Below are 18,505 nucleotides of genomic sequence, written 5' to 3' on the forward strand. Positions count from 1 at the left end.
TACTGGGACTTTGTCCGGCGCCCTGATTTGGCGTAAACTGCCGGCAAGCCTGCGAGGAGTTTCCATGACCGCCATTACGATTACCGATGCCGCCCACGATTACCTGGCCGACCTGCTGTCCAAGCAGAACACGCCGGGTATCGGGATCCGCATCTTCATCACCCAGCCCGGCACCCAGTACGCAGAGACGTGCATTGCCTACTGCAAGCCGGGGGAAGAAAAACCTGAAGATACCGCGTTGGGGCTCAAGAGCTTTACCGCCTACATCGACTCGTTCAGCGAAGCGTTCCTGGACGATGCAGTGGTCGATTACGCCACCGACCGGATGGGCGGCCAACTGACCATCAAGGCACCGAATGCGAAAGTGCCGATGGTCAACGCCGACAGCCCGATCAACGAGCGCATCAACTATTACCTGCAAACCGAGATCAACCCGGGGCTGGCCAGCCACGGCGGCCAGGTATCGCTGATCGACGTGGTGGAAGACGGCATCGCCGTGCTTCAGTTCGGCGGCGGCTGCCAGGGCTGTGGCCAGGCTGACGTGACCCTGAAGGAAGGCATCGAGCGCACGCTGCTCGAGCGTATCCCGGAACTCAAGGGCGTGCGCGACGTGACCGACCACACGCAGAAAGAAAACGCTTACTACTGATTGTTGCAGCCTGGACTACCGCAATCGCGAGCAGGGCTCGCTCCCACAAGGATTGGGCTGAACGCTGAATTTGCGATCACCCAGAACTCTGTGGGAGCGAGCCCTGCTCGCGATTGCGGCGGTACATTCAACATCATTTCTGCCTGATCCACCGCTATCGCGAGCAGGCTCGCTCCCACAGACAGTGGATATTGAGCGGTCAGGGCCTGTAGAGATGGGCATGCCCGGCGCGGTAGAGCGATGATTCGCTGAACACGTCGTTGCCCAGCACCCGTCCCACCAGAATCAGCGCCGTGCGGCGAAAGCCCTTGGCCTGCACCTTTGCGGCAATGTCGGCCAGCGTCCCCATGACCCAATCCTGATCCGGCCAGGTCGCCCGGTGAATCACGGCAATCGGGCAGTCCGCGCCGTAGTGGGGCAACAACTCTTCGACGATTCTTTCCAGATGATTGACCCCCAGGTGGATCGCCATGGTCGCTGTGTGCTGCGCCAGGCTAGCCAGTTCTTCACCGGCGGGCATCGCGGTCTTGTCCGCGTAGCGGGTAAGAATCACGCTCTGGGAGACGTCCGGCAAGGTCAGTTCGGCACCCAGCAGGGCGGCGCAGGCTGAGGTCGCGGTCACTCCGGGAACGATCTCGAAGGGGATGCCCAGTTCCCGCAGGCAACGTATCTGCTCGCCGATAGCGCCGTACAGGCTCGGGTCGCCGGAATGCACCCGGGCGACGTCCTGACCGTGGCGATGGGCTGTCACCATCAGCGCGATGATCTGTTCCAGGTGCAGTTCAGCGCTGTTGATCACCTGTTCGGCGCAATGGCCCTCGAGCACGGCGGCGGGCACCAGGGAGCCGGCATAAATGATCACCGCGCAGCTGCGCACCAGCCGCTGGCCCTTGACGGTGATCAGTTCCGGATCGCCGGGGCCGGCGCCAATGAAGTAGACGGTCATGACCGGTTCCTGAAAAAAGAGGGGAGAGCGATGCCTGAATGAAGATCGCTCATGATCCATGGAGGGCGATTATCGGTTTTTACGACGCGACCGCCAATGCCAGTGTGGCCTGGGCGCACTTCTGGCGAGGAATACGCAAGGTGGCAGCGGTCTGCCCCAGTTGTTCGGCGAGGGCCAGTGCCGCGCTTTCGGCAACGCCGTAGCAACCGGTGCGCTCGAAAGCGATCTGCGAGCGGTGGCTGAGGCGTTCCCGGTAACCCGACAACTGGCCGGCATTGAAGAAGGTCAGCGGCAGGGCCAGTTGCCCCGCCAATGCCAGCAGGCCTGGTTCGTCACACTTGAGATCGATACTGGCCAGGGCCCCCACCGCTTCAAGCGCGATGCCGTGGTTCAGCAATGCCTCATCCAGCAACGCGCGCAACACGCTGGCCGGGCAACCGCGCTGGCAGCCCAGGCCGACCACCAGCACCTGCCCGCTATTCATGCCTCGTGGTGAGCTTGACCGTCACGGCGGAACAGCCAGGCGCTGATCAGGCCGAGGGCCAGCCAGAACGCGACGTTGGTCAATTGCGAGGCAATCTTGAATTGGCTTTCAAGGGCTTCGGGCGCCAGCATCGAGTGGACTTCCGGCTGCGGTGCGCCGATGACATGGGGCACCAGTAAAGTCGCCACGCCCAGCAGTTTGAGCAGCCAATGCCTGCCGAACGCGATCAGGGCGATGCCCACGGCCGTGGACGCTGCGGTGCCAATCCACCACATCTGTCGTTGAGCCAGGTCGGCCGCGGCAGTGCCGGGCAGTTCCGGCGGCAGGCCAAGGGTCGGCGCGAGGACGAAGGTGGCATAACCGGCCAGGCCCCAGAGCAGGCCTTGGGAGGTGCGGGTAGGTGTACGCAAGGTGTACAGGCCCGCGAGCATCAGGGCGAAACCCACTGCGACCACCAGGTTGCCACCGGTGGTGGACAGCACGCGCTGCCAGCCATCTTCGGGTTCCCAGGCTTCGGCATCGTGGGTATGGGCGACGCCGTCGGCATGCTGATGGGCCTCGACAGGGGCTTCGGCAGCCGGGGCTTTTTCATAGGTCTCGGCCTGCAGGATCAGCGGCGAAACCCATAGGCTTTGCAGGAGGGTCAGCAGCAGGGCGGCCAGCAAACCACTGAACCCGGCGGTTTGCGCGATACGCTTGATCATGTCGGCAGGTCTCAATGGCACGGGAAGGCGGCGCTGTGGCGGGTGTCATGGGCCGCGTTGTGCACCGCCTCGATGTGGGAGAAACCGGCGAAATAGACCAGGCCAGCCCCCAGGATCGAGGCGAGGATCGCCGCGCTCAGGCGCTGGCTCAGGGTCGTGGTGTTGCTGGCGGTGCGGGCGGTGGTGCTGATGGTCGACATGGCGCTTCCCTCTGTTCTTGTCTTGGCCAGTGGGTAGATCGAGCGCAATGAAACCCCGGGCCAAGGCCCGTCAGGATCCGAACAGCGCCCGCCCACCGCGGGTTTGTTGATGTTTGAGTCATGGGCCGGTCTCCGGGCTCACGAGGGGCAGGGCCTGGGCCTTGCCTGCAAGCGTCACCTTCCCATGCCATCAGGCACAGTGGATCTGACGCTTCGCTCGCTTACCGTTGCGGGGGCAGCACCGGACTGACGTGGCCTTGAAGTAAAGCACACGATTCACCGGTTTCCCGTTTCACCCTGTGAAGGGCACCCGTAACTAGGCGCACAGGAGAGCATGGGGCGGGGTGGGGCGTCAATTGTCAGCAACTGGATCTGATGTGGGAACACCCTACCGTGGGAGCAAAGCTTGCTCGCGATCCAGACGACGCGGTGCTATGGAGCAAACCACGTCATCGTTTGTCGCGGGCAAGCCTTGCTCCCATGGTATGAGTTGTCCTTGAGCCTGCTTGCAGACATTGACCCGCCCGCACACCCTGCGTAGCCTTGCGCCTTCGAGGTTCTTCGGTTTGCGCCGAAGCTAAGAAGGGAACGCGGTCCAAGCCGCGGCTGCCCCCGCAACTGTGAACGGTGACGTTCCTGCCAGGCCACTGTGCATGCAGCACGGGAAGGCGCAGGAATTGCCAGGGCTTTCTATGAAAAGCCGGGACCGGCCCGCCGTCAGCCAGGAGACCTGCCTCGAGACAGATTCTCACTACAACCGGGCGGGGTGATCCGGTGGCGAAATCTTCCGCGCACGCCTGTGCCTGCGGTTGTCGTCCCGTTTGCCCGCCACCTTGCCAAAGGGCATCCGATGAAAACACTGGCCAAACTTCCCGTCACCATCGTTACCGGTTTCCTCGGCTCGGGTAAGACCACGCTGCTGCGACACATGCTCGACAATGCCCAGGGCCGACGTATCGCGGTCATCGTCAACGAGTTCGGCGAGCTGGGCATCGACGGCGAGATCCTCAAGCAGTGCTCCATCGGTTGCACCGAAGAAGAAGCCAGCGGCCGCGTCTATGAGTTGGCCAACGGCTGCCTGTGCTGCACCGTGCAGGAAGAGTTCTTCCCGGTGATGCGCGAGCTGGTGTCCCGGCGCGGCGACCTCGACCATATCCTCATCGAAACCTCCGGTCTGGCCTTGCCCAAGCCGCTGGTCCAGGCCTTCCAGTGGCCGGAGATCCGCAGTGCCTGCACCGTCGATGCGGTGATCACCGTGGTCGACAGTCCGGCCGTGGCCGCCGGCACTTTCGCCGCCTTCCCCGATCAGGTCGATGCCCAGCGCAAGCTCGACCCGAATCTGGACCACGAGTCGCCACTGCATGAACTGTTCGCCGATCAGTTGGCGAGCGCCGACCTGGTGATCCTCAACAAGGCCGACCTGATCAGCCCGGAAGACCTGGCGAAAGTCCGTCTTGAAGTGGCCGAAGAACTGCCACCGGCGGTCAAGGTCATCGAAGCCAGCAACGGTCGCCTGCCGCTGGAAGTGCTGATCGGCCTGGGTGCCGGTTCCGAAGAGCACATCGATAGCCGCCATAGTCATCACGATCACCACCATGACGGCGACGACGATGACCACGATCATGACGCCTTCGACTCCATTTCCATCGAGCTGCCCCAGGCCGACGAAAGCCTGCTGCTGGACGCGCTGACCCAATTGGTGGTCCAGCACGGCGTGCTGCGGGTCAAGGGTTTCGCGGCGATCCCGAACAAGCCGATGCGCCTGTTGATCCAAGGGGTTGGCACGCGTTTCGACAAGCATTTCGACCGGCAGTGGAACGCCGACGAAGCACGGGTAACGCGTCTGGTGTTGATCGGCCAGGCGCTGGATGCCGGGCTGCTTGAAGCGCAACTGCGCGCCGCCCTCAGCGTCTAAGTCATGCACCTGCTCAGGACTCAGCCCGGCGGCTTCGTCTCGAACGACAACATCGCCGACCTGGGGCAAACCCCCGCAGAGCTTGTGATCCTGTGCAGCGGCGATTCCAGCCTGGCGCTGTTGGCCGAAGCGGCGCGGCAGTTGCCGGATGATTACCCACAGTTTCGCCTCGCCAACCCGATGCAGGTGCAGAACCACGCTTCGGTGGATCTTTACGTCGAGGACGTGCTGCGTCACGCCAAGGTCATCCTGTTGTCACTGCACGGCGGTATCGGTTATTGGCGCTACGGCATCGAGCGCTTGATGGAGCTGGCCGGGCGCGGGGTGACGCTGATCCTGGTGCCGGGGGACGACCGTCCGGACCCGGAACTCAGCGACTTGAGCAACGTGCCCGCCGCCGACCGCGACCGGCTCTGGCAGTTTTTGCGCCAGGGTGGGCTAGGCAACGCCCTGGACCTGTTTCACAACCTCGGCAGCCAGTGGTTCGGTCGCGACTACGCCTGGGCTGAACCGCGGACCCTGCCGCGCACGGCCATCTACCATCCGCAGAAAACCAGTGCCAGCCTCGACGACTGGCAAGCCGGCTGGCAGGCCGATCAACCTGTGGCGGCGGTGCTGTTCTACCGTTCTCATCTGCAAGCGGCGAACACGGCGTTCATCGACGTGTTCTGTCAGCGTCTGCAAGTGGCGGGACTCAATCCGTTACCGATTGCGGTAGCGAGCCTCAAGGAGCCTGGTTGCCTGGCGCAGGTCGAAGACTGGCTGGACGCGGTCGAGGCAGGGGTGATCCTCAATACCACCGGGTTTGCCCAGTCGAGCCCGGAAGCGCCGCACTTGCGGCCGTTTCGTCGCAACATCCCGGTGATCCAGGCGATCTGCGCCCAGGACAACGAACCCGGTTGGCGTGCCAGCGAGCAGGGCCTGGGCCCGCGGGACCTGGCGATGCACATCGCCTTGCCGGAGCTGGACGGGCGGATCATCAGCCGCCCCATCAGCTTCAAGGACATGGCCTGGCGCAGCGAGCGCAGTCAGAGTGATGTGGTCTGCTACCGGGCCGTGCCCGAGCGCATGGATTTCGTTGCAGAGCTGGCCCGGCGCTGGACCGAACTGGCGCGCCTGCCCAATGGGCTGAAGCGCGTGGCGTTGATCCTCGCCAACTACCCGACCCGGGATGGACGCATCGGCAACGGTGTCGGTCTGGACACACCGGCGGCGGCGTTGAACATCCTGCGGGCCATGCAGGACGAGGGCTATCCGCTGCCCGCCGAACTGCCTGCCAGTGGCACCGCGCTGATCCAGCAGTTGCTGGGCGGGGTCAGCAACGACCTGGACAGTCTCGACCTGCGGCCGTGTCATCAGAGCCTGGCGCTGGAGGCTTACCAGGCCATGTTCGACACGCTGCCCGAGGCCAATCGCCAGGCGGTGCTGGAGCGCTGGGGCGCGCCCGAGACGGACCCGATGTTCCGCGCCGGTCGCCTGATGATCGCTGGCCTGCGCCTGGGCCTGACGTTTGTCGGCATCCAACCGGCCCGGGGGTATCAGGTCGATCCGAGTGCGGTCTACCACGACCCGGACCTGGTGCCGCCCCATGGCTACCTGGCGTTCTATTTCTGGTTGCGCCATACCTATGGTGCCCATGGCGTGATCCACGTCGGCAAGCATGGCAACCTCGAATGGCTGCCGGGCAAAGGCGTCGGGTTGTCGGAAAGCTGCTGGCCGGACGCGCTGCTGGGACCGCTGCCGAATATCTATCCATTCATCGTCAACGACCCAGGCGAGGGGGCCCAGGCCAAGCGGCGTACCCAGGCAGTGATCATCGATCATCTGATGCCGCCGCTGACCCGCGCCGAAACCTACGGACCGCTGCGTAACCTCGAGTTGCTGGCCGACGAGTATTACGAAGCGCAATTGCTCGACCCGCGACGTGCCCGAGAGCTGCAGCGGGACATCCTGAACCTGGTGCGCGAAACCCATATCGATCGCGAGCTGCAATTGGACGCCGACGCGGACGCGGCGATCTGGCTGCCGCGCCTGGACACCTACCTGTGCGATCTGAAGGAGTCGCAGATCCGCGACGGCCTGCACATTTTTGGCGAATCGCCCGGCGGACGGCTGCGCATCGACACCTTGCTGGCGTTGCTGCGCATCCCCCGGGGCGATGGCAAAGGCGCGCAGTCGAGCCTGTTGCGGGCACTGTCGAAGGCGTTCGGGCTGGGCTTCGATCCGTTGGATTGCGCCTTGGCCGACCCGTGGGCTGGCGACTGTCCCGAGGCGTTGCGGCAGGTCAGCGATGAGCCCTGGCGCACCGCCGGCGATACCCGCGAGCGCCTGGAGCTGTTTGCGGCAAGCTTGATCGAGCAGGCCTTGGAGGGCAGGGTCGAGCAATTGGAAGCGCCGGGTTGGCAGGACGTGAGCAGCATCATCGAGAGTCTGCGGTCCGTCGTGGCCCCGCGCCTGGATGCCTGTGGCCCGGCGGAAATGCGCGGCCTGCTCGATGCCCTGGGCGGACGCTTCGTGCCGGCGGGCCCCAGCGGTGCGCCGAGTCGTGGGCGCCTGGACGTGTTGCCCACCGGACGCAACTTCTTCTCGGTGGACGTACGCAACCTGCCCACCACCACGGCGTGGCGCATCGGTTTCCAGTCGGCGAGCCTGATTCTGGAGCGGCACTTGCAGGATCACGGCGATCACCTGCGCCAGCTTGGCCTGTCGGTGTGGGGCACTGCCACCATGCGCACCGGCGGCGATGACATCGCCCAGGCCATGGCGCTGATGGGTGTACGCCCGGTGTGGGCTACGGGCAGCCAACGGGTGGATGATTTCGAGATCCTGCCGCTGAGCCTGCTGGATCGGCCCCGGGTCGATGTGACGCTGCGGGTATCGGGGTTTTTCCGGGACGCCTTTGCCAACCTGATCCGGCTGTTCGATGCGGCGGTGCAGGCCGTCGCCGCGCTCGATGAGCCGCCAGACATGAACCCCCTGGCGGCCAAGGTGCGGAGCGAGCGGGAGGCCCTGCTGGCTTCGGGCGTCGAGCCGGAAACCGCCGCCCGGCAGGCCGGCTGGCGGATCTTCGGCGCCAAGCCCGGAGCCTATGGCGCGGGCGTGCAGGGCGCCATCGACGGTCGCCTGTGGCAGAGTCGCGAAGACCTGGCCGAGGTGTACCTGAACTGGGGCGGCTACGCCTACGGCGGCTCAGATGAAGGCACCGCTGCGCGAGATCAGTTTTCCCGGCGATTGGGCCAGGTGCAAGCGGTGTTGCAGAACCAGGACAACCGCGAGCACGACCTGCTCGATTCCAACGATTACTACCAGTTCCAGGGCGGCATGCTGGCGGCGGTGGAAACCCTCGGTGGTACCGCCGCGGCCAGCTACCACGGCGATCACAGCCAACCGGACTTGCCCCGGATCCGTACCCTCAAGGAAGAGCTCAACCGCGTCATCCGTTCCCGGGCAGCCAATCCGAAGTGGATCGACGGGGTCAAGCGGCACGGCTATAAAGGCGCATTCGAACTGGCGGCAACGGTGGATAACCTGTTTGCTTTCGACGCCACGACACAGCTGATCGACGATCACCAGTACGCCTTGCTGGCCGATGCCTACCTGCTCGACCCGGACACCCGGGACTTCGTCCGTCAACACAACCCCGACGCCTTGCGGGACATGACCGAGCGCATGCTTGAGGCGCAGCAGCGGGGAATGTGGCAGGCGCCGGGGGCGTATCGCGAGGCGCTGGAGAATCTGTTGCTCGACATTGAAGAAGATGGTTGATGTGTACCATCAGCTGGCCATGTGCAGAACCTGTGGCGAGGTCATCTGTGGGAGCAAGGCTTGCCCGCGATACAGGCGGTGCGGTCCTTCAGAAATCGAGGCGTCTTGTCGCGAGCAAGCTTTGCTCCCACAGTGCGGGGATAAATCCCCTTGGCACAGAGCTGTGTTCACACTGAACTTACCGACCACTCCCGAGAACTCACGATGACCGACACCCCCCATTTCCCGCTCTCCGCCGTGGTCGGCGCCGATGACCTGAAACTGGCCCTGTGCCTGGCCGCCATCGATCCGAAGATCGGTGGTGTGCTGATCGAAGGTCCCCGGGGCATGGCCAAGTCGACCCTTGCCAGGGGACTGGCGGATCTGCTGGCCAGTGGGCAGTTCGTCACCTTGCCCCTGGGCACCACCGAGGAGCGACTGGTGGGCACCCTCGATCTGGACGCCGCCCTGGGGCAAGGGCGTGCGCAATTCTCTCCCGGTGTGCTGGCCAAGGCCGACGGTGGCGTGTTGTACGTCGATGAAGTGAACCTGTTGCCCGATCACCTGGTGGACCTGCTGCTGGACGTCGCCGCCAGTGGTACCAACCTGATCGAGCGCGATGGCATCTCCCATCGGCATCCGGCGCGTTTCGTGCTGATCGGCACCATGAACCCGGAGGAGGGCGAGTTGCGCCCGCAACTGCTCGACCGGTTTGGCCTGAACGTGGCCCTCGACGGTCATACCGCGCCGACGGAACGCGGACAGATCATTCGGCGACGGTTGGATTTCGACAGTGATCCCGTGGCGTTTTGCGCGCAATGGGCATCGGCCCAGGGCCAACTGCGCGAGCGTTGCCAGAACGCTCGCGAGCGCTTGTCACAGATTCCCCTGGACGATCAGGCCTTGGCGCAGATCACCGAGCGCTGCTTTGCCGCCGGCGTCGATGGCTTGCGCGCGGACCTGGTCTGGTTGCGGGCCGCACGGGCCCATGCGGCCTGGCGCGGGGCGCCGGTTATCGCCGCCGAAGACGTCGATGCGGTCGCCGAGTTTGCCTTGCGCCACCGTCGGCGTGGGCACTCAGTCCCGGCACCTTCACCGTCCCAGGCGCCCTCGACTGGCGACCGAGCCGCCGAGCCGAGCGAAGGCCAGGGCCAGTGGGGCGATCTGCCGGCCCAGGCGCTACCGACCGGCGCCCGGCGTGACGTGCCGAGCTGGCCAAAAAAGCCCTAGGCATTCTCCCCCGTTCGGCCGCGGGGGCGAATGCCAGACCCCGTGCCGGGCTGTTGCAGCGGGGGCGTCAAGGCCGCAGCAAAGCGGCGGCCAGCGGCGTGGTGAATTGGCCGGGCACCTTGTTGAACGGTCGTCCGCGTTTGCGTGAAGACTTGCGTTGGCAGGCACGTCATCGCTCGCCCCATGAGCTCTGGCTGGTGATCGTCGATGCGTCGGCCTCGACCCGTCGTTATCGGGCCTTGAGCGATGGCAAGGGCCTGCTGGCGCAGCTGTTCGACGACGCCTACCGGCAGCGCGCCCGGCTGGCGCTGCTGACGGCCAGCGGCAGTGTCCCGAACTGGCAGGTGCAGGGGCTCAAGGCCTCGGCCGGTTTGCGCGACTGGCTCGACGGGCTGGGCGCCGGCGGCGGTACGCCGTTGCTGGCGGCGCTGCAGGAGGCCGGTCATTGGCTGGTCGCCCGGCGCAAGCGCTACCCAGCGGAGCAGCAAAGGGTGTTGCTGATGACGGATGGGCGAGTGAAGGAGGGCTTGCCGCTTTCGCCACTCGATTGCCCCTGCCTGTTGGTCGACATCGAGCGCGGCCCGATCCGCCTGGGCCGGGCCCGGCAGTTGGCGGAGCAGTTGGGGGCGGAGTATCGGCATATTGATGATGGGGTATCTGACTGATATCCGTTGGTTGGATGGGCCCCATCGCGAGCAGGCTCGCTCCCACAGGGAGTTGTGGCGTAGATCAATCATGTATTCACAGCACATCCCATGTGGGAGCGAGCCTGCTCGCGATAGCATCACCTCGGTCCCCGATCTACCCCAGTCGAATCCCTGATCTATGCTGAGGCAACTTCACAGGAGTGAACCATGCGCATACTCGTCACCAACCCCCAGGACGACTTCCGGGTCAAGGCCTATGCCGGTACCAATGGCGTGCTGCTCGCCATGGACCTGGCCGAATCGCGGCGCGAGGGCCTGTTGGGGTTTGCCATCGAGAAGCAGCAGGGCAACAAGCCCTGGTTGTTCCTGTTCAACAGCCTGACGTTCCCCGACAAGGCTCACACCTTCCCCCAGTTCCACGCCACGCCCAGCGACAAGGCGCCGTTGCAGAAATTTCGCTGGGCCGACTATGCCATCAATCCCGGTGTGACCATTCATTACCGTGTGCATCTGGCCTACGGCAGTCCCGACGCACCGCAATTGGGAGAGTCCCTGGAGGTCACGGTCACCAGCGATAACGGACAACCCGCCAACCAGCAAGTGATCTTCAATCGTGCCGTAGCCGCCAGCCAGGCGTTCCAGCGCAAGTTTCCCGAACTGGACGCGTTGATCAGTGCCAACCGGAGCCTGTCCATCGACGACTGGCCCGATGCACCACGTCGCTGGCTGGAAAACGGTCTGCTGGGGCGCCTGACCGGCTTCATCGACCGGGCACTGGATGCCACCTGGGCCCTGGATATCGCCATCTACGAGTACGAACTGCCGGTGATCATCGATGCGGTGAATGCCGCTTTCACCCGCGGCGCGCAGGTGCGGGTGCTGTACCATGCCGAGCCGGGCGACGACACCACACTGCGCAACGAGGCCAGCCTGGAAAAACTGCCGCCGGCCAACAAGCGGGGACGGGTGACCCAAGGCATTTTCCACGACAAGTTCATCGTCTTGAGCAAGGTCGATGGCAGCGGTGCGTCGCGTCCCGAGGCCGTGCTCTGCGGCAGCACCAATTTCACCGCCAACGGTGTCTACCGCCAGGCCAATGTCGTTCATGTGCTGGACGACCCCCGGGTGAGCGACAGCTATCGCCAGGTGTTCGAGCAGATCTGGGCCGCACCCCGGGACGTCGATGCCACCCGCCAGTGGCTGACCCAGAGCAACCCCATGGACCCGCAGCAACGGTTATTCACCGGGTTCTCGCCGCGCACGGGAGAGGGCGACCTGGACCGCTTCGTCGAGATCATCAATGCCGCCCGCAAGGACCTGCTGTTCGTTACCGCCTTCGTCCTGCCCGACCGGATCCTTGACGCCTTGCTCGGCCAGCCCAACGACGATGTCCTGCGCTACGGCCTGCAAAACACCACCAGCCGCATCACTGGATTCCATGCCGACCGCACCGCCGAATTCGCCGCCACCGCATTGCTCAACACCGGGCTCGAAGGCTGGCTCAGGGAAAACATGAAAGGCCAGAAGGGCAACCTGCTGGTGCACACCAAAGCCATCGTCACCGACTTCACCAGCGACACGCCAACCATCATCAGTGGCAGCCACAACCTCAGCGCCGCGGCCAGCAGCAATAACGACGAGAACTACCTCATCATTCAGGGCGACACCGACCTGGCCGACCGCTACGGGCTGGAACTGCTGCGTTTCTACGAGCATTACCGCTTTCGTTATTTCGCCAGGAAGCTTGCGCTCAAGCAGGTCAGGCCGTTGGCGGTGGATGACAGCTGGAGCGATGACTATTACCGCGACGGGGATCTGCGGATGTTGTCGAGGGTGAGGTTTTGCGGCCGCTAGCGGCAGCGGCAATTATTGCTACAAGCGCAAGTAGTCCCGGCACCGCCGACCCTTGTGGGAGCGAGCCCGCTCGCGAAGACGGCTTCACATTCAGCATCAATTCCAACTGACCCACCGCTATCGCGAGCAAGCCCGCTCCCACAGAGGGCATGCGGCACCGGTTTGGGGCCTTGCTACCCGCGCGTCGTAGCCAACGGTAGCAGTCTCGGGATCACGTCCCAAGTCGTCCACGCCCGGCCGATTTCTCCATCTCCCTGATTCCATTCACTTTCCATTTTCCTCGCCCATGGGCGTCCAGCCTGTGGCACACTTTCTGCTGTATATTCCGTTGTTACATACTATGTTCCGTTATAGCGGAATAAACTCATCCTGGAGTGCTTGCCATGCATCGCCGACCTTCCTTGTTCAAAGCGTGTGTTTTTCTCTTCGCGGCCACGACGGCTGCCATGGGTGTCGCTCAGGCGGCCGACAGCAAGCTGGACAGCGTGCTGCAACGGGGGAAATTGATCGTGGGCACGGGCAGCACCAACGCGCCGTGGCACTTCCAGGGAGCGGATGGCAAGTTGCAGGGGTTTGATATCGACATCGCACGGATGGTCGCCAAGGGCCTGTTCAACGACCCGGAGAAAGTCGAGTTCGTGGTGCAGTCTTCCGATGCGCGGATTCCCAACCTGCTGACCGACAAGGTGGACATGAGTTGCCAGTTCATCACTGTGACCGCCAGCCGTGCCCAGCAAGTGGCTTTTACCTTGCCGTACTACCGCGAAGGCGTGGGCCTATTGTTGCCGGCCAACAGCAAGTACAAGGAAATCGACGACCTCAAGGCCGCCGGCGACGGCGTCACCGTCGCGGTGTTGCAGAACGTCTACGCCGAAGAGTTGGTGCACCAGGCGCTGCCCAAGGCCAAGGTCGACCAGTACGACAGCGTCGACCTGATGTACCAGGCGGTGAACTCTGGTCGTGCCGACGCGGCAGCCACCGATCAGTCCTCGGTCAAGTACCTGATGGTGCAGAACCCTGGCCGCTATCGCAGCCCGGCGTATGCCTGGAGTCCGCAAACCTATGCCTGCGCGGTCAAGCGCGGCGACCAGGATTGGCTGAACTTCGTCAACACCACCTTGCATGAAGCCATGACCGGCGTGGAATTCCCCACTTACGCCGCATCGTTCAAGCAGTGGTTTGGCGTGGACCTGCCGTCGCCGGCCATCGGTTTCCCCGTTGAGTTCAAATGATCCCGTGAGCCCGGGGCACCCCATGCGGGCGCCCCGTCGAAGGTACTGCCGACCATGAATTATCAGTTGAACTTTGCCGCCGTCTGGCGCGATTTCGACACCTTGCTGGCGGGGCTTGGCCTGGGGCTTGCCCTGGCGCTGGTGTCGATCGCCATCGGTTGCGTGATCGGCCTGGCCATGGCATTCGCGCTGCTCAGCAAGCACCGTGTCTTGCGCGTGCTGGCGTCGGTGTATGTCACGGTGATCCGCAATACGCCGATCCTGGTGCTGATCCTGTTGATCTACTTCGCCTTGCCGAGCCTTGGCATTCGCCTGGACAAGCTGCCGTCGTTCGTCATTACCCTGTCGTTGTACGCCGGGGCCTACCTGACCGAAGTGTTCCGCGGTGGGTTGATGAGCATCCACAAGGGCCAGCGGGAAGCGGGCCTGGCGATTGGCCTGGGCGAGTGGCAAGTGAAAGCCTATGTCACCGTGCCGGTGATGCTGCGCAACGTGCTGCCGGCTTTGTCGAACAACTTCATTTCGCTGTTCAAGGACACGTCCCTGGCGGCGGCGATTGCCGTGCCGGAGCTGACCTATTACGCCCGCAAGATCAACGTGGAGAGCTACCGGGTGATCGAAACCTGGCTGGTGACCACGGCCCTGTATGTCGCGGCCTGTTATCTCATTGCCATGCTGCTGCGGTATTTCGAGCAGCGCCTGGCAATCCGCCGTTAGGAGCGTCCCATGTACGAATCCCCCAGTTGGTTGCATGAGCTTTGGGTTGCCCGGGAGACGCTGTGGGCCGGGTTCCTGACCAGCGTGCAATGTTCGTTGCTGGCGATTTTGCTGGGCACGGTGATTGGCCTGGTTGCCGGTCTGGTGCTGACCTACGGCCGCACCTGGATGCGCGCGCCGTTTCGCTTCTATGTCGACCTGATTCGCGGTACACCGGTGTTCGTGCTGGTGCTGGCCTGCTTCTACATGGCGCCGGCGCTGGGCTGGCAGATCGGCGCGTTCCAGGCCGGTGTCCTGGGCCTGACGCTGTTTTGTGGTTCCCACGTGGCCGAGATCGTGCGCGGTGCCTTGCAAGCATTGCCTCGTGGACAGATGGAAGCCAGCCAGGCCATCGGCCTGACGTTCTCCCAGGCCCTGGGTTATGTGCTGCTGCCCCAGGCATTGCGGCAGATCCTGCCGACCTGGGTCAATTCCTCCACCGAGATCGTCAAGGCCTCGACCCTGCTGTCGGTGATCGGCGTCGCCGAGCTGCTGCTCAGCACCCAGCAGATCATCGCCCGGACCTTCATGACCCTGGAGTTCTACCTGTTCGCCGGGTTTCTCTTTTTCATCATCAATTACGCCATCGAATTGCTCGGGCGGCACATTGAAAAGCGGGTGGCCTTGCCATGACTGACGTTTCGACTCCCTCCAACGCCCAGCCGCTGCTCGACATTCGCGGCCTGCGCAAACAATACGGCCCGCTGGAAGTGCTCAAGGGCGTCGACCTGAGCATGCAGCGCGGCAACGTCGTCACGCTGATCGGCTCCAGCGGTTCCGGCAAGACCACGCTGCTGCGTTGCGTGAACATGCTGGAAGAGTTCCAGGGCGGGCGGATCATGCTCGACCGTGAGTCCATCGGCTATGACGAAGTCGACGGCAAGCGTGTGCGCCATCCCGAAAAAGTCATCGCCCGGCACCGCGCGATGACCGGCATGGCGTTTCAGCAATTCAACCTGTTTCCCCATCTGAGCGCGTTGCAGAACGTCACCCTGGGCCTGCTCAAGGTGAAAAAACTGCCCAAGGACGAAGCGGTGGCCCTGGCCGAGAAGTGGCTGGAGCGGGTCGGCCTGCTGGAGCGCCGCAACCACTTTCCCGGTCAGTTGTCCGGTGGCCAGCAGCAGCGGGTGGCGATTGCCCGGGCGATTGCCATGAACCCCAGTCTGATGCTGTTCGACGAAGTCACCTCGGCCCTCGATCCGGAGCTGGTGGGTGAAGTGCTGAACGTGATCAAGGGCCTGGCCGAAGACGGCATGACCATGCTGCTGGTGACCCACGAAATGCGTTTCGCCTTCGAGGTGTCCGACAAAATCGTATTCATGAACCAGGGGCGCATTGAAGAGCAGGGCCCGCCGAAGGAACTGTTCGAGCGGCCGCAGTCACCGCGCCTGGCGGAATTTCTCAAGAACACTCGTTTTTAATCCATTGAACAAGGAGATTCACTCATGAGCATCAAGCGCTACGGTACCGGCAGCACCGCGGGTGGCGGGCAGCCACGGCCATTTGCCCGCGCCGTCGAGGCCGATGGCTGGCTGCACGTGTCCGGCCAGGTGCCGGCGGTGAACGGCGAGATCATCGCCGGCGGGATTGTCGAGCAGACTCACCAGACCATGAAGAATGTGATCGCCATTCTCGAAGAGGCCGGTTACGAGCTCAAGGATGTGGTGCGCTGCGGTGTGTGGCTGGATGACCCGCGGGACTTCTGGAGTTTCAACAAGGTGTTCGGCGAGTACTTCAGCCCCGAACACGCTCCGGCTCGGGCCTGTGTGCAGGCGAGCATGATGGTGGATTGCAAGGTCGAGATCGATTGTGTGGCCTACAAGAAAAAGTGAGGCCATCGCGGGCAAGCCTTGCTCCCACAAGATCAAGCTGTGCCTGTGGGAGCAAGGCTTGCCCGCGATAGCGATCTACCAGACGCCACCGCTGTCTGGTTACACTCGCGGCCAACTGAATGGGAACCCAATACATGACCGAAGATACCATCAAACGCCGGGCCCGGGGACTGGATCGGGCGTTCGATATCCTCGATTTCCTCAAGGAGATCGGCCAGCCGCTGCGCCCGAACGACATTGCCAGCGGCATCGGCAGCCCCAAGTCCACGGTCTACGAACTGGTGGCATCGTTGCTGGAACGGCGCATTCTCGAGCCGGTGGGCAAGGATGGCCATGTCTACCTGGGCCGCCAGTTGTACTTTCTCGGGCAGGCGCATTTGCGGCATTTCGATTTGAGCCGCGAGGCCGATCAAGCCTTGCAGGAGATCGTCCGCCAGACCCGGGAAACCGCGCAGATGTGCTTGCTCAACGGGCGCAAGTACACGGTGGCGCTGATGAAGGAAGGCGAGCGGCATTTTCGCATTTCATCGGACATCGGTGAAAACGCGCCCATCCCCTGGACCGCCTCCGGCCGCCTGCTGCTGGCGCATCTGAGCGACCAGCAGATCGTCGATCTCGTCGACCCCGACGACTTCATCCTGCCGGACGGCGAGCGCCTGCCGGTGGAGCAGTTTATCAAGGAGATCCGCCAGGCCGGCCGCGACGGATTTTTCTCCTTCGACAGCGTTGCCGACACCTTCACCCACTGCTTCGCCGCACCGGTCAAAGACCCCGGCGGCGTGGCCATTGCAACCCTGTGCATCGTCGCCCCCCGGGCCGACGCCAAGAACAATTACGCCGACTACCGCCGGGTGCTGATCGACAGCGCCAACAGCCTGGCCCGGCGCATCAATGAATAGACGATAGCGGTCACCCGCGACCGTTAGAGGAGTTCGACCATGTCTTCTACCATTCAGGACGCTGCCGTAGAGAAGGGCGCCGCCACCGTCGGCGCTCACCTGTTGCGCGACGTCAGCCTGCCAGCGCTGGTGCTGCATCGCGAAGCGTTGGAACACAATATCCGCTGGATGCAACAGTTCGTCAGCAACAGCGGTGCCGAGCTGGCACCCCACGGCAAGACCAGCATGACCCCGGCGCTGTTCCGTCGGCAGCTCGATGCCGGCGCCTGGGGCCTGACTCTGGCCACTGCCGTGCAAACCCGTGCCGCGTACGCCCACGGTGTGCGGCGGGTGCTGATGGCCAACCAGTTGGTGGGCACGCCGAACATGGCACTGATCGCCGATCTGCTGGCCGACCCGACGTTCGAATTCCACTGCATGGTCGATCATCCGGACAACGTTGCCGACCTGGGCGAGTACTTCGCATCCCGCGGTGCGCGGCTGAATGTGATGATCGAGTACGGCGTGGTCGGTGGTCGCTGCGGCTGCCGGAGCGAGGCCGAAGTGTTGGCCCTGGCGGAGGCGATCCGGGCGCAACCGGCGCTGGCCCTGACCGGCATCGAAGGCTACGAAGGGGTGATCCATGGTGACCACGCCGTCAGCGGCATCCGTGCATTCGCGGCGTCCCTGGTGGGGTTGGCGGTGCAGTTGCAGGACAGCGGCGCGTTTGCCCTCGATAAACCGATCATCACCGCCTCGGGTTCGGCCTGGTATGACCTGATCGCCGAATCCTTCGAGGCCCGCAATGCCCACGGGCGTTTCCTCAGCGTGCTGCGTCCCGGCAGTTACGTGGCCCACGACCATGGCATTTACAAGGAGGCCCAGTGCTGCGTACTGGAACGGCGCAGCGACCTGCACCAAGGTCTGCAGCCGGCATTGGAGGTCTGGGCCCACGTGCAATCGCTGCCGGAGCCGGGCTTCGCGGTCATCGCCCTGGGCAAGCGCGACGTGGCCTACGACGCGGGGTTGCCGGTGCCGCTCAAGCGTTACAAACCCGGATCTGACGTGATAGCCGGCGACGATGTGAGCGCCTGCAAGGTGACGGCGGTGATGGACCAGCACGCCTTTATGACGGTGGCGCCGGGGGTTGAGTTGCGGATCGGCGACATTATTGCGTTCGGTACTTCCCATCCGTGCCTGACCTTCGACAAATGGCGGGTGGGATGCCTGGTGGATGAGCAATTGCGGGTGGTCGAAAGCATGGAGACTTGTTTCTAGGCTTGAAACCGAGTTGCGCCTATCGCGGGCAAGCCTTGCTCCCACAGGTCCTGCTCCCACAGGTCTTGCTCCCATAGGTCTTGCTCCAAGAGGCTTGTGGGAGCAGGACCTGTGGGAGCAAGGCTTGCCCGCGACGACGGCCTGCCAGACACCACC

Annotated in this window: 17 protein-coding genes and 2 riboswitches; of the genes, 13 read left to right on the plus strand and 4 right to left on the minus strand. The window is 63.8% G+C overall.

Features of this window, described 5'->3' with window-relative positions; genetic code table 11:
* Positions 1-64: 64 nt before the first annotated feature.
* On the plus strand, positions 65-649 hold the full coding sequence (nfuA, locus tag AD665_RS07645) for a Fe-S biogenesis protein NfuA (protein WP_024781251.1): 585 nt from the start codon (positions 65-67) through the stop codon (positions 647-649).
* Between the two features lie 199 nt (positions 650-848).
* On the opposite strand, the gene cobM is transcribed toward nfuA, so the two are convergent.
* The 4 genes from cobM to AD665_RS07665 form a co-directional block, all read right to left on the minus strand.
* Positions 849-1,595: a precorrin-4 C(11)-methyltransferase gene (gene cobM, locus AD665_RS07650; protein WP_024781250.1), complete on the minus strand. Its 747-nt coding sequence runs from the start codon at positions 1,593-1,595 to the stop codon at positions 849-851.
* Positions 1,596-1,674: 79 nt separating this feature from the next.
* Complete coding sequence (locus AD665_RS07655) at positions 1,675-2,079, minus strand: cobalamin biosynthesis protein (protein ID WP_053191580.1); 405 nt, start codon at positions 2,077-2,079, stop codon at positions 1,675-1,677.
* Positions 2,076-2,783: a CbtA family protein gene (locus AD665_RS07660; RefSeq protein ID WP_024781248.1), complete on the minus strand. Its 708-nt coding sequence runs from the start codon at positions 2,781-2,783 to the stop codon at positions 2,076-2,078. Before AD665_RS07660 ends, AD665_RS07655 begins: the two co-directional genes overlap by 4 nt.
* A gap of 11 nt (positions 2,784-2,794) precedes the next feature.
* A complete protein-coding gene (locus AD665_RS07665; RefSeq protein WP_024781247.1) occupies positions 2,795-2,983 on the minus strand; it encodes a CbtB domain-containing protein in 189 nt (62 codons plus the stop codon).
* A 106-nt stretch (positions 2,984-3,089) separates the two neighbouring features.
* A riboswitch (cobalamin riboswitch) is annotated at positions 3,090-3,312 on the minus strand.
* 208 nt (positions 3,313-3,520) lie between these two features.
* Positions 3,521-3,735: riboswitch (cobalamin riboswitch) on the plus strand.
* Between the two features lie 98 nt (positions 3,736-3,833).
* Between AD665_RS07665 and cobW the strand changes: the two genes are divergently transcribed.
* The 12 genes from cobW (at position 3,834) to AD665_RS07725 (ending at position 18,349) form a co-directional block, all read left to right on the plus strand.
* Positions 3,834-4,898: a cobalamin biosynthesis protein CobW gene (gene cobW, locus AD665_RS07670; RefSeq protein ID WP_024781246.1), complete on the plus strand. Its 1,065-nt coding sequence runs from the start codon at positions 3,834-3,836 to the stop codon at positions 4,896-4,898.
* Between the two features lie 3 nt (positions 4,899-4,901).
* Positions 4,902-8,663 (plus strand): cobaltochelatase subunit CobN, encoded by a 3,762-nt coding sequence (cobN, locus tag AD665_RS07675; RefSeq protein ID WP_053191583.1) that lies wholly within the window; start codon positions 4,902-4,904, stop codon positions 8,661-8,663.
* A gap of 204 nt (positions 8,664-8,867) precedes the next feature.
* Positions 8,868-9,872, plus strand: a complete 1,005-nt coding sequence (locus AD665_RS07680; protein WP_053191585.1) for a magnesium chelatase ATPase subunit I — start codon at positions 8,868-8,870, stop codon at positions 9,870-9,872.
* 53 nt (positions 9,873-9,925) lie between these two features.
* Complete coding sequence (locus AD665_RS07685) at positions 9,926-10,537, plus strand: vWA domain-containing protein (RefSeq protein ID WP_231995044.1); 612 nt, start codon at positions 9,926-9,928, stop codon at positions 10,535-10,537.
* A 189-nt stretch (positions 10,538-10,726) separates the two neighbouring features.
* A complete protein-coding gene (locus AD665_RS07690) occupies positions 10,727-12,373 on the plus strand; it encodes a phospholipase D-like domain-containing protein (RefSeq protein ID WP_053191587.1) in 1,647 nt (548 codons plus the stop codon).
* 383 nt (positions 12,374-12,756) lie between these two features.
* Complete coding sequence (locus tag AD665_RS07695) at positions 12,757-13,605, plus strand: transporter substrate-binding protein (RefSeq protein WP_053191589.1); 849 nt, start codon at positions 12,757-12,759, stop codon at positions 13,603-13,605.
* A 54-nt stretch (positions 13,606-13,659) separates the two neighbouring features.
* Positions 13,660-14,322 (plus strand): amino acid ABC transporter permease, encoded by a 663-nt coding sequence (locus tag AD665_RS07700; RefSeq protein ID WP_053191591.1) that lies wholly within the window; start codon positions 13,660-13,662, stop codon positions 14,320-14,322.
* Positions 14,323-14,331: 9 nt separating this feature from the next.
* Positions 14,332-14,994 carry an amino acid ABC transporter permease gene (locus AD665_RS07705; RefSeq protein WP_024781240.1) on the plus strand — a complete coding sequence of 221 codons (663 nt, stop codon included), beginning with the start codon at positions 14,332-14,334 and terminating at the stop codon, positions 14,992-14,994.
* On the plus strand, positions 14,991-15,782 hold the full coding sequence (locus tag AD665_RS07710) for an amino acid ABC transporter ATP-binding protein (protein WP_053191592.1): 792 nt from the start codon (positions 14,991-14,993) through the stop codon (positions 15,780-15,782). The genes AD665_RS07705 and AD665_RS07710 overlap by 4 nt, the downstream gene beginning before the upstream one ends.
* 24 nt (positions 15,783-15,806) lie before the next feature.
* Entirely contained in the window at positions 15,807-16,193 is a 387-nt protein-coding gene (locus AD665_RS07715; RefSeq protein ID WP_024781238.1) for a RidA family protein, read from the plus strand.
* A 134-nt stretch (positions 16,194-16,327) separates the two neighbouring features.
* A complete protein-coding gene (locus AD665_RS07720) occupies positions 16,328-17,092 on the plus strand; it encodes an IclR family transcriptional regulator (RefSeq protein WP_024781237.1) in 765 nt (254 codons plus the stop codon).
* 39 nt (positions 17,093-17,131) lie between these two features.
* Positions 17,132-18,349, plus strand: coding sequence for an amino acid deaminase (locus AD665_RS07725; RefSeq protein ID WP_024781236.1), 1,218 nt, complete (start codon positions 17,132-17,134; stop codon positions 18,347-18,349).
* Positions 18,350-18,505: the final 156 nt, after the last annotated feature.

It is taken from the genome of Pseudomonas corrugata, from assembly GCF_001269905.1.
Lineage (GTDB): Bacteria > Pseudomonadota > Gammaproteobacteria > Pseudomonadales > Pseudomonadaceae > Aquipseudomonas > Aquipseudomonas corrugata.

Coding starts and splice junctions, on each gene's coding strand:
- nfuA (WP_024781251.1), top strand. CDS start 65: ATGACCGCCATTACGATTACCGATGCCGCCCACGATTACCTGGCCGAC.
- cobM (WP_024781250.1), bottom strand. CDS start 1,595: ATGACCGTCTACTTCATTGGCGCCGGCCCCGGCGATCCGGAACTGATC.
- AD665_RS07655 (WP_053191580.1), bottom strand. CDS start 2,079: ATGAATAGCGGGCAGGTGCTGGTGGTCGGCCTGGGCTGCCAGCGCGGT.
- AD665_RS07660 (WP_024781248.1), bottom strand. CDS start 2,783: ATGATCAAGCGTATCGCGCAAACCGCCGGGTTCAGTGGTTTGCTGGCC.
- AD665_RS07665 (WP_024781247.1), bottom strand. CDS start 2,983: ATGTCGACCATCAGCACCACCGCCCGCACCGCCAGCAACACCACGACC.
- cobW (WP_024781246.1), top strand. CDS start 3,834: ATGAAAACACTGGCCAAACTTCCCGTCACCATCGTTACCGGTTTCCTC.
- cobN (WP_053191583.1), top strand. CDS start 4,902: ATGCACCTGCTCAGGACTCAGCCCGGCGGCTTCGTCTCGAACGACAAC.
- AD665_RS07680 (WP_053191585.1), top strand. CDS start 8,868: ATGACCGACACCCCCCATTTCCCGCTCTCCGCCGTGGTCGGCGCCGAT.
- AD665_RS07690 (WP_053191587.1), top strand. CDS start 10,727: ATGCGCATACTCGTCACCAACCCCCAGGACGACTTCCGGGTCAAGGCC.
- AD665_RS07695 (WP_053191589.1), top strand. CDS start 12,757: ATGCATCGCCGACCTTCCTTGTTCAAAGCGTGTGTTTTTCTCTTCGCG.
- AD665_RS07700 (WP_053191591.1), top strand. CDS start 13,660: ATGAATTATCAGTTGAACTTTGCCGCCGTCTGGCGCGATTTCGACACC.
- AD665_RS07705 (WP_024781240.1), top strand. CDS start 14,332: ATGTACGAATCCCCCAGTTGGTTGCATGAGCTTTGGGTTGCCCGGGAG.
- AD665_RS07710 (WP_053191592.1), top strand. CDS start 14,991: ATGACTGACGTTTCGACTCCCTCCAACGCCCAGCCGCTGCTCGACATT.
- AD665_RS07715 (WP_024781238.1), top strand. CDS start 15,807: ATGAGCATCAAGCGCTACGGTACCGGCAGCACCGCGGGTGGCGGGCAG.
- AD665_RS07720 (WP_024781237.1), top strand. CDS start 16,328: ATGACCGAAGATACCATCAAACGCCGGGCCCGGGGACTGGATCGGGCG.
- AD665_RS07725 (WP_024781236.1), top strand. CDS start 17,132: ATGTCTTCTACCATTCAGGACGCTGCCGTAGAGAAGGGCGCCGCCACC.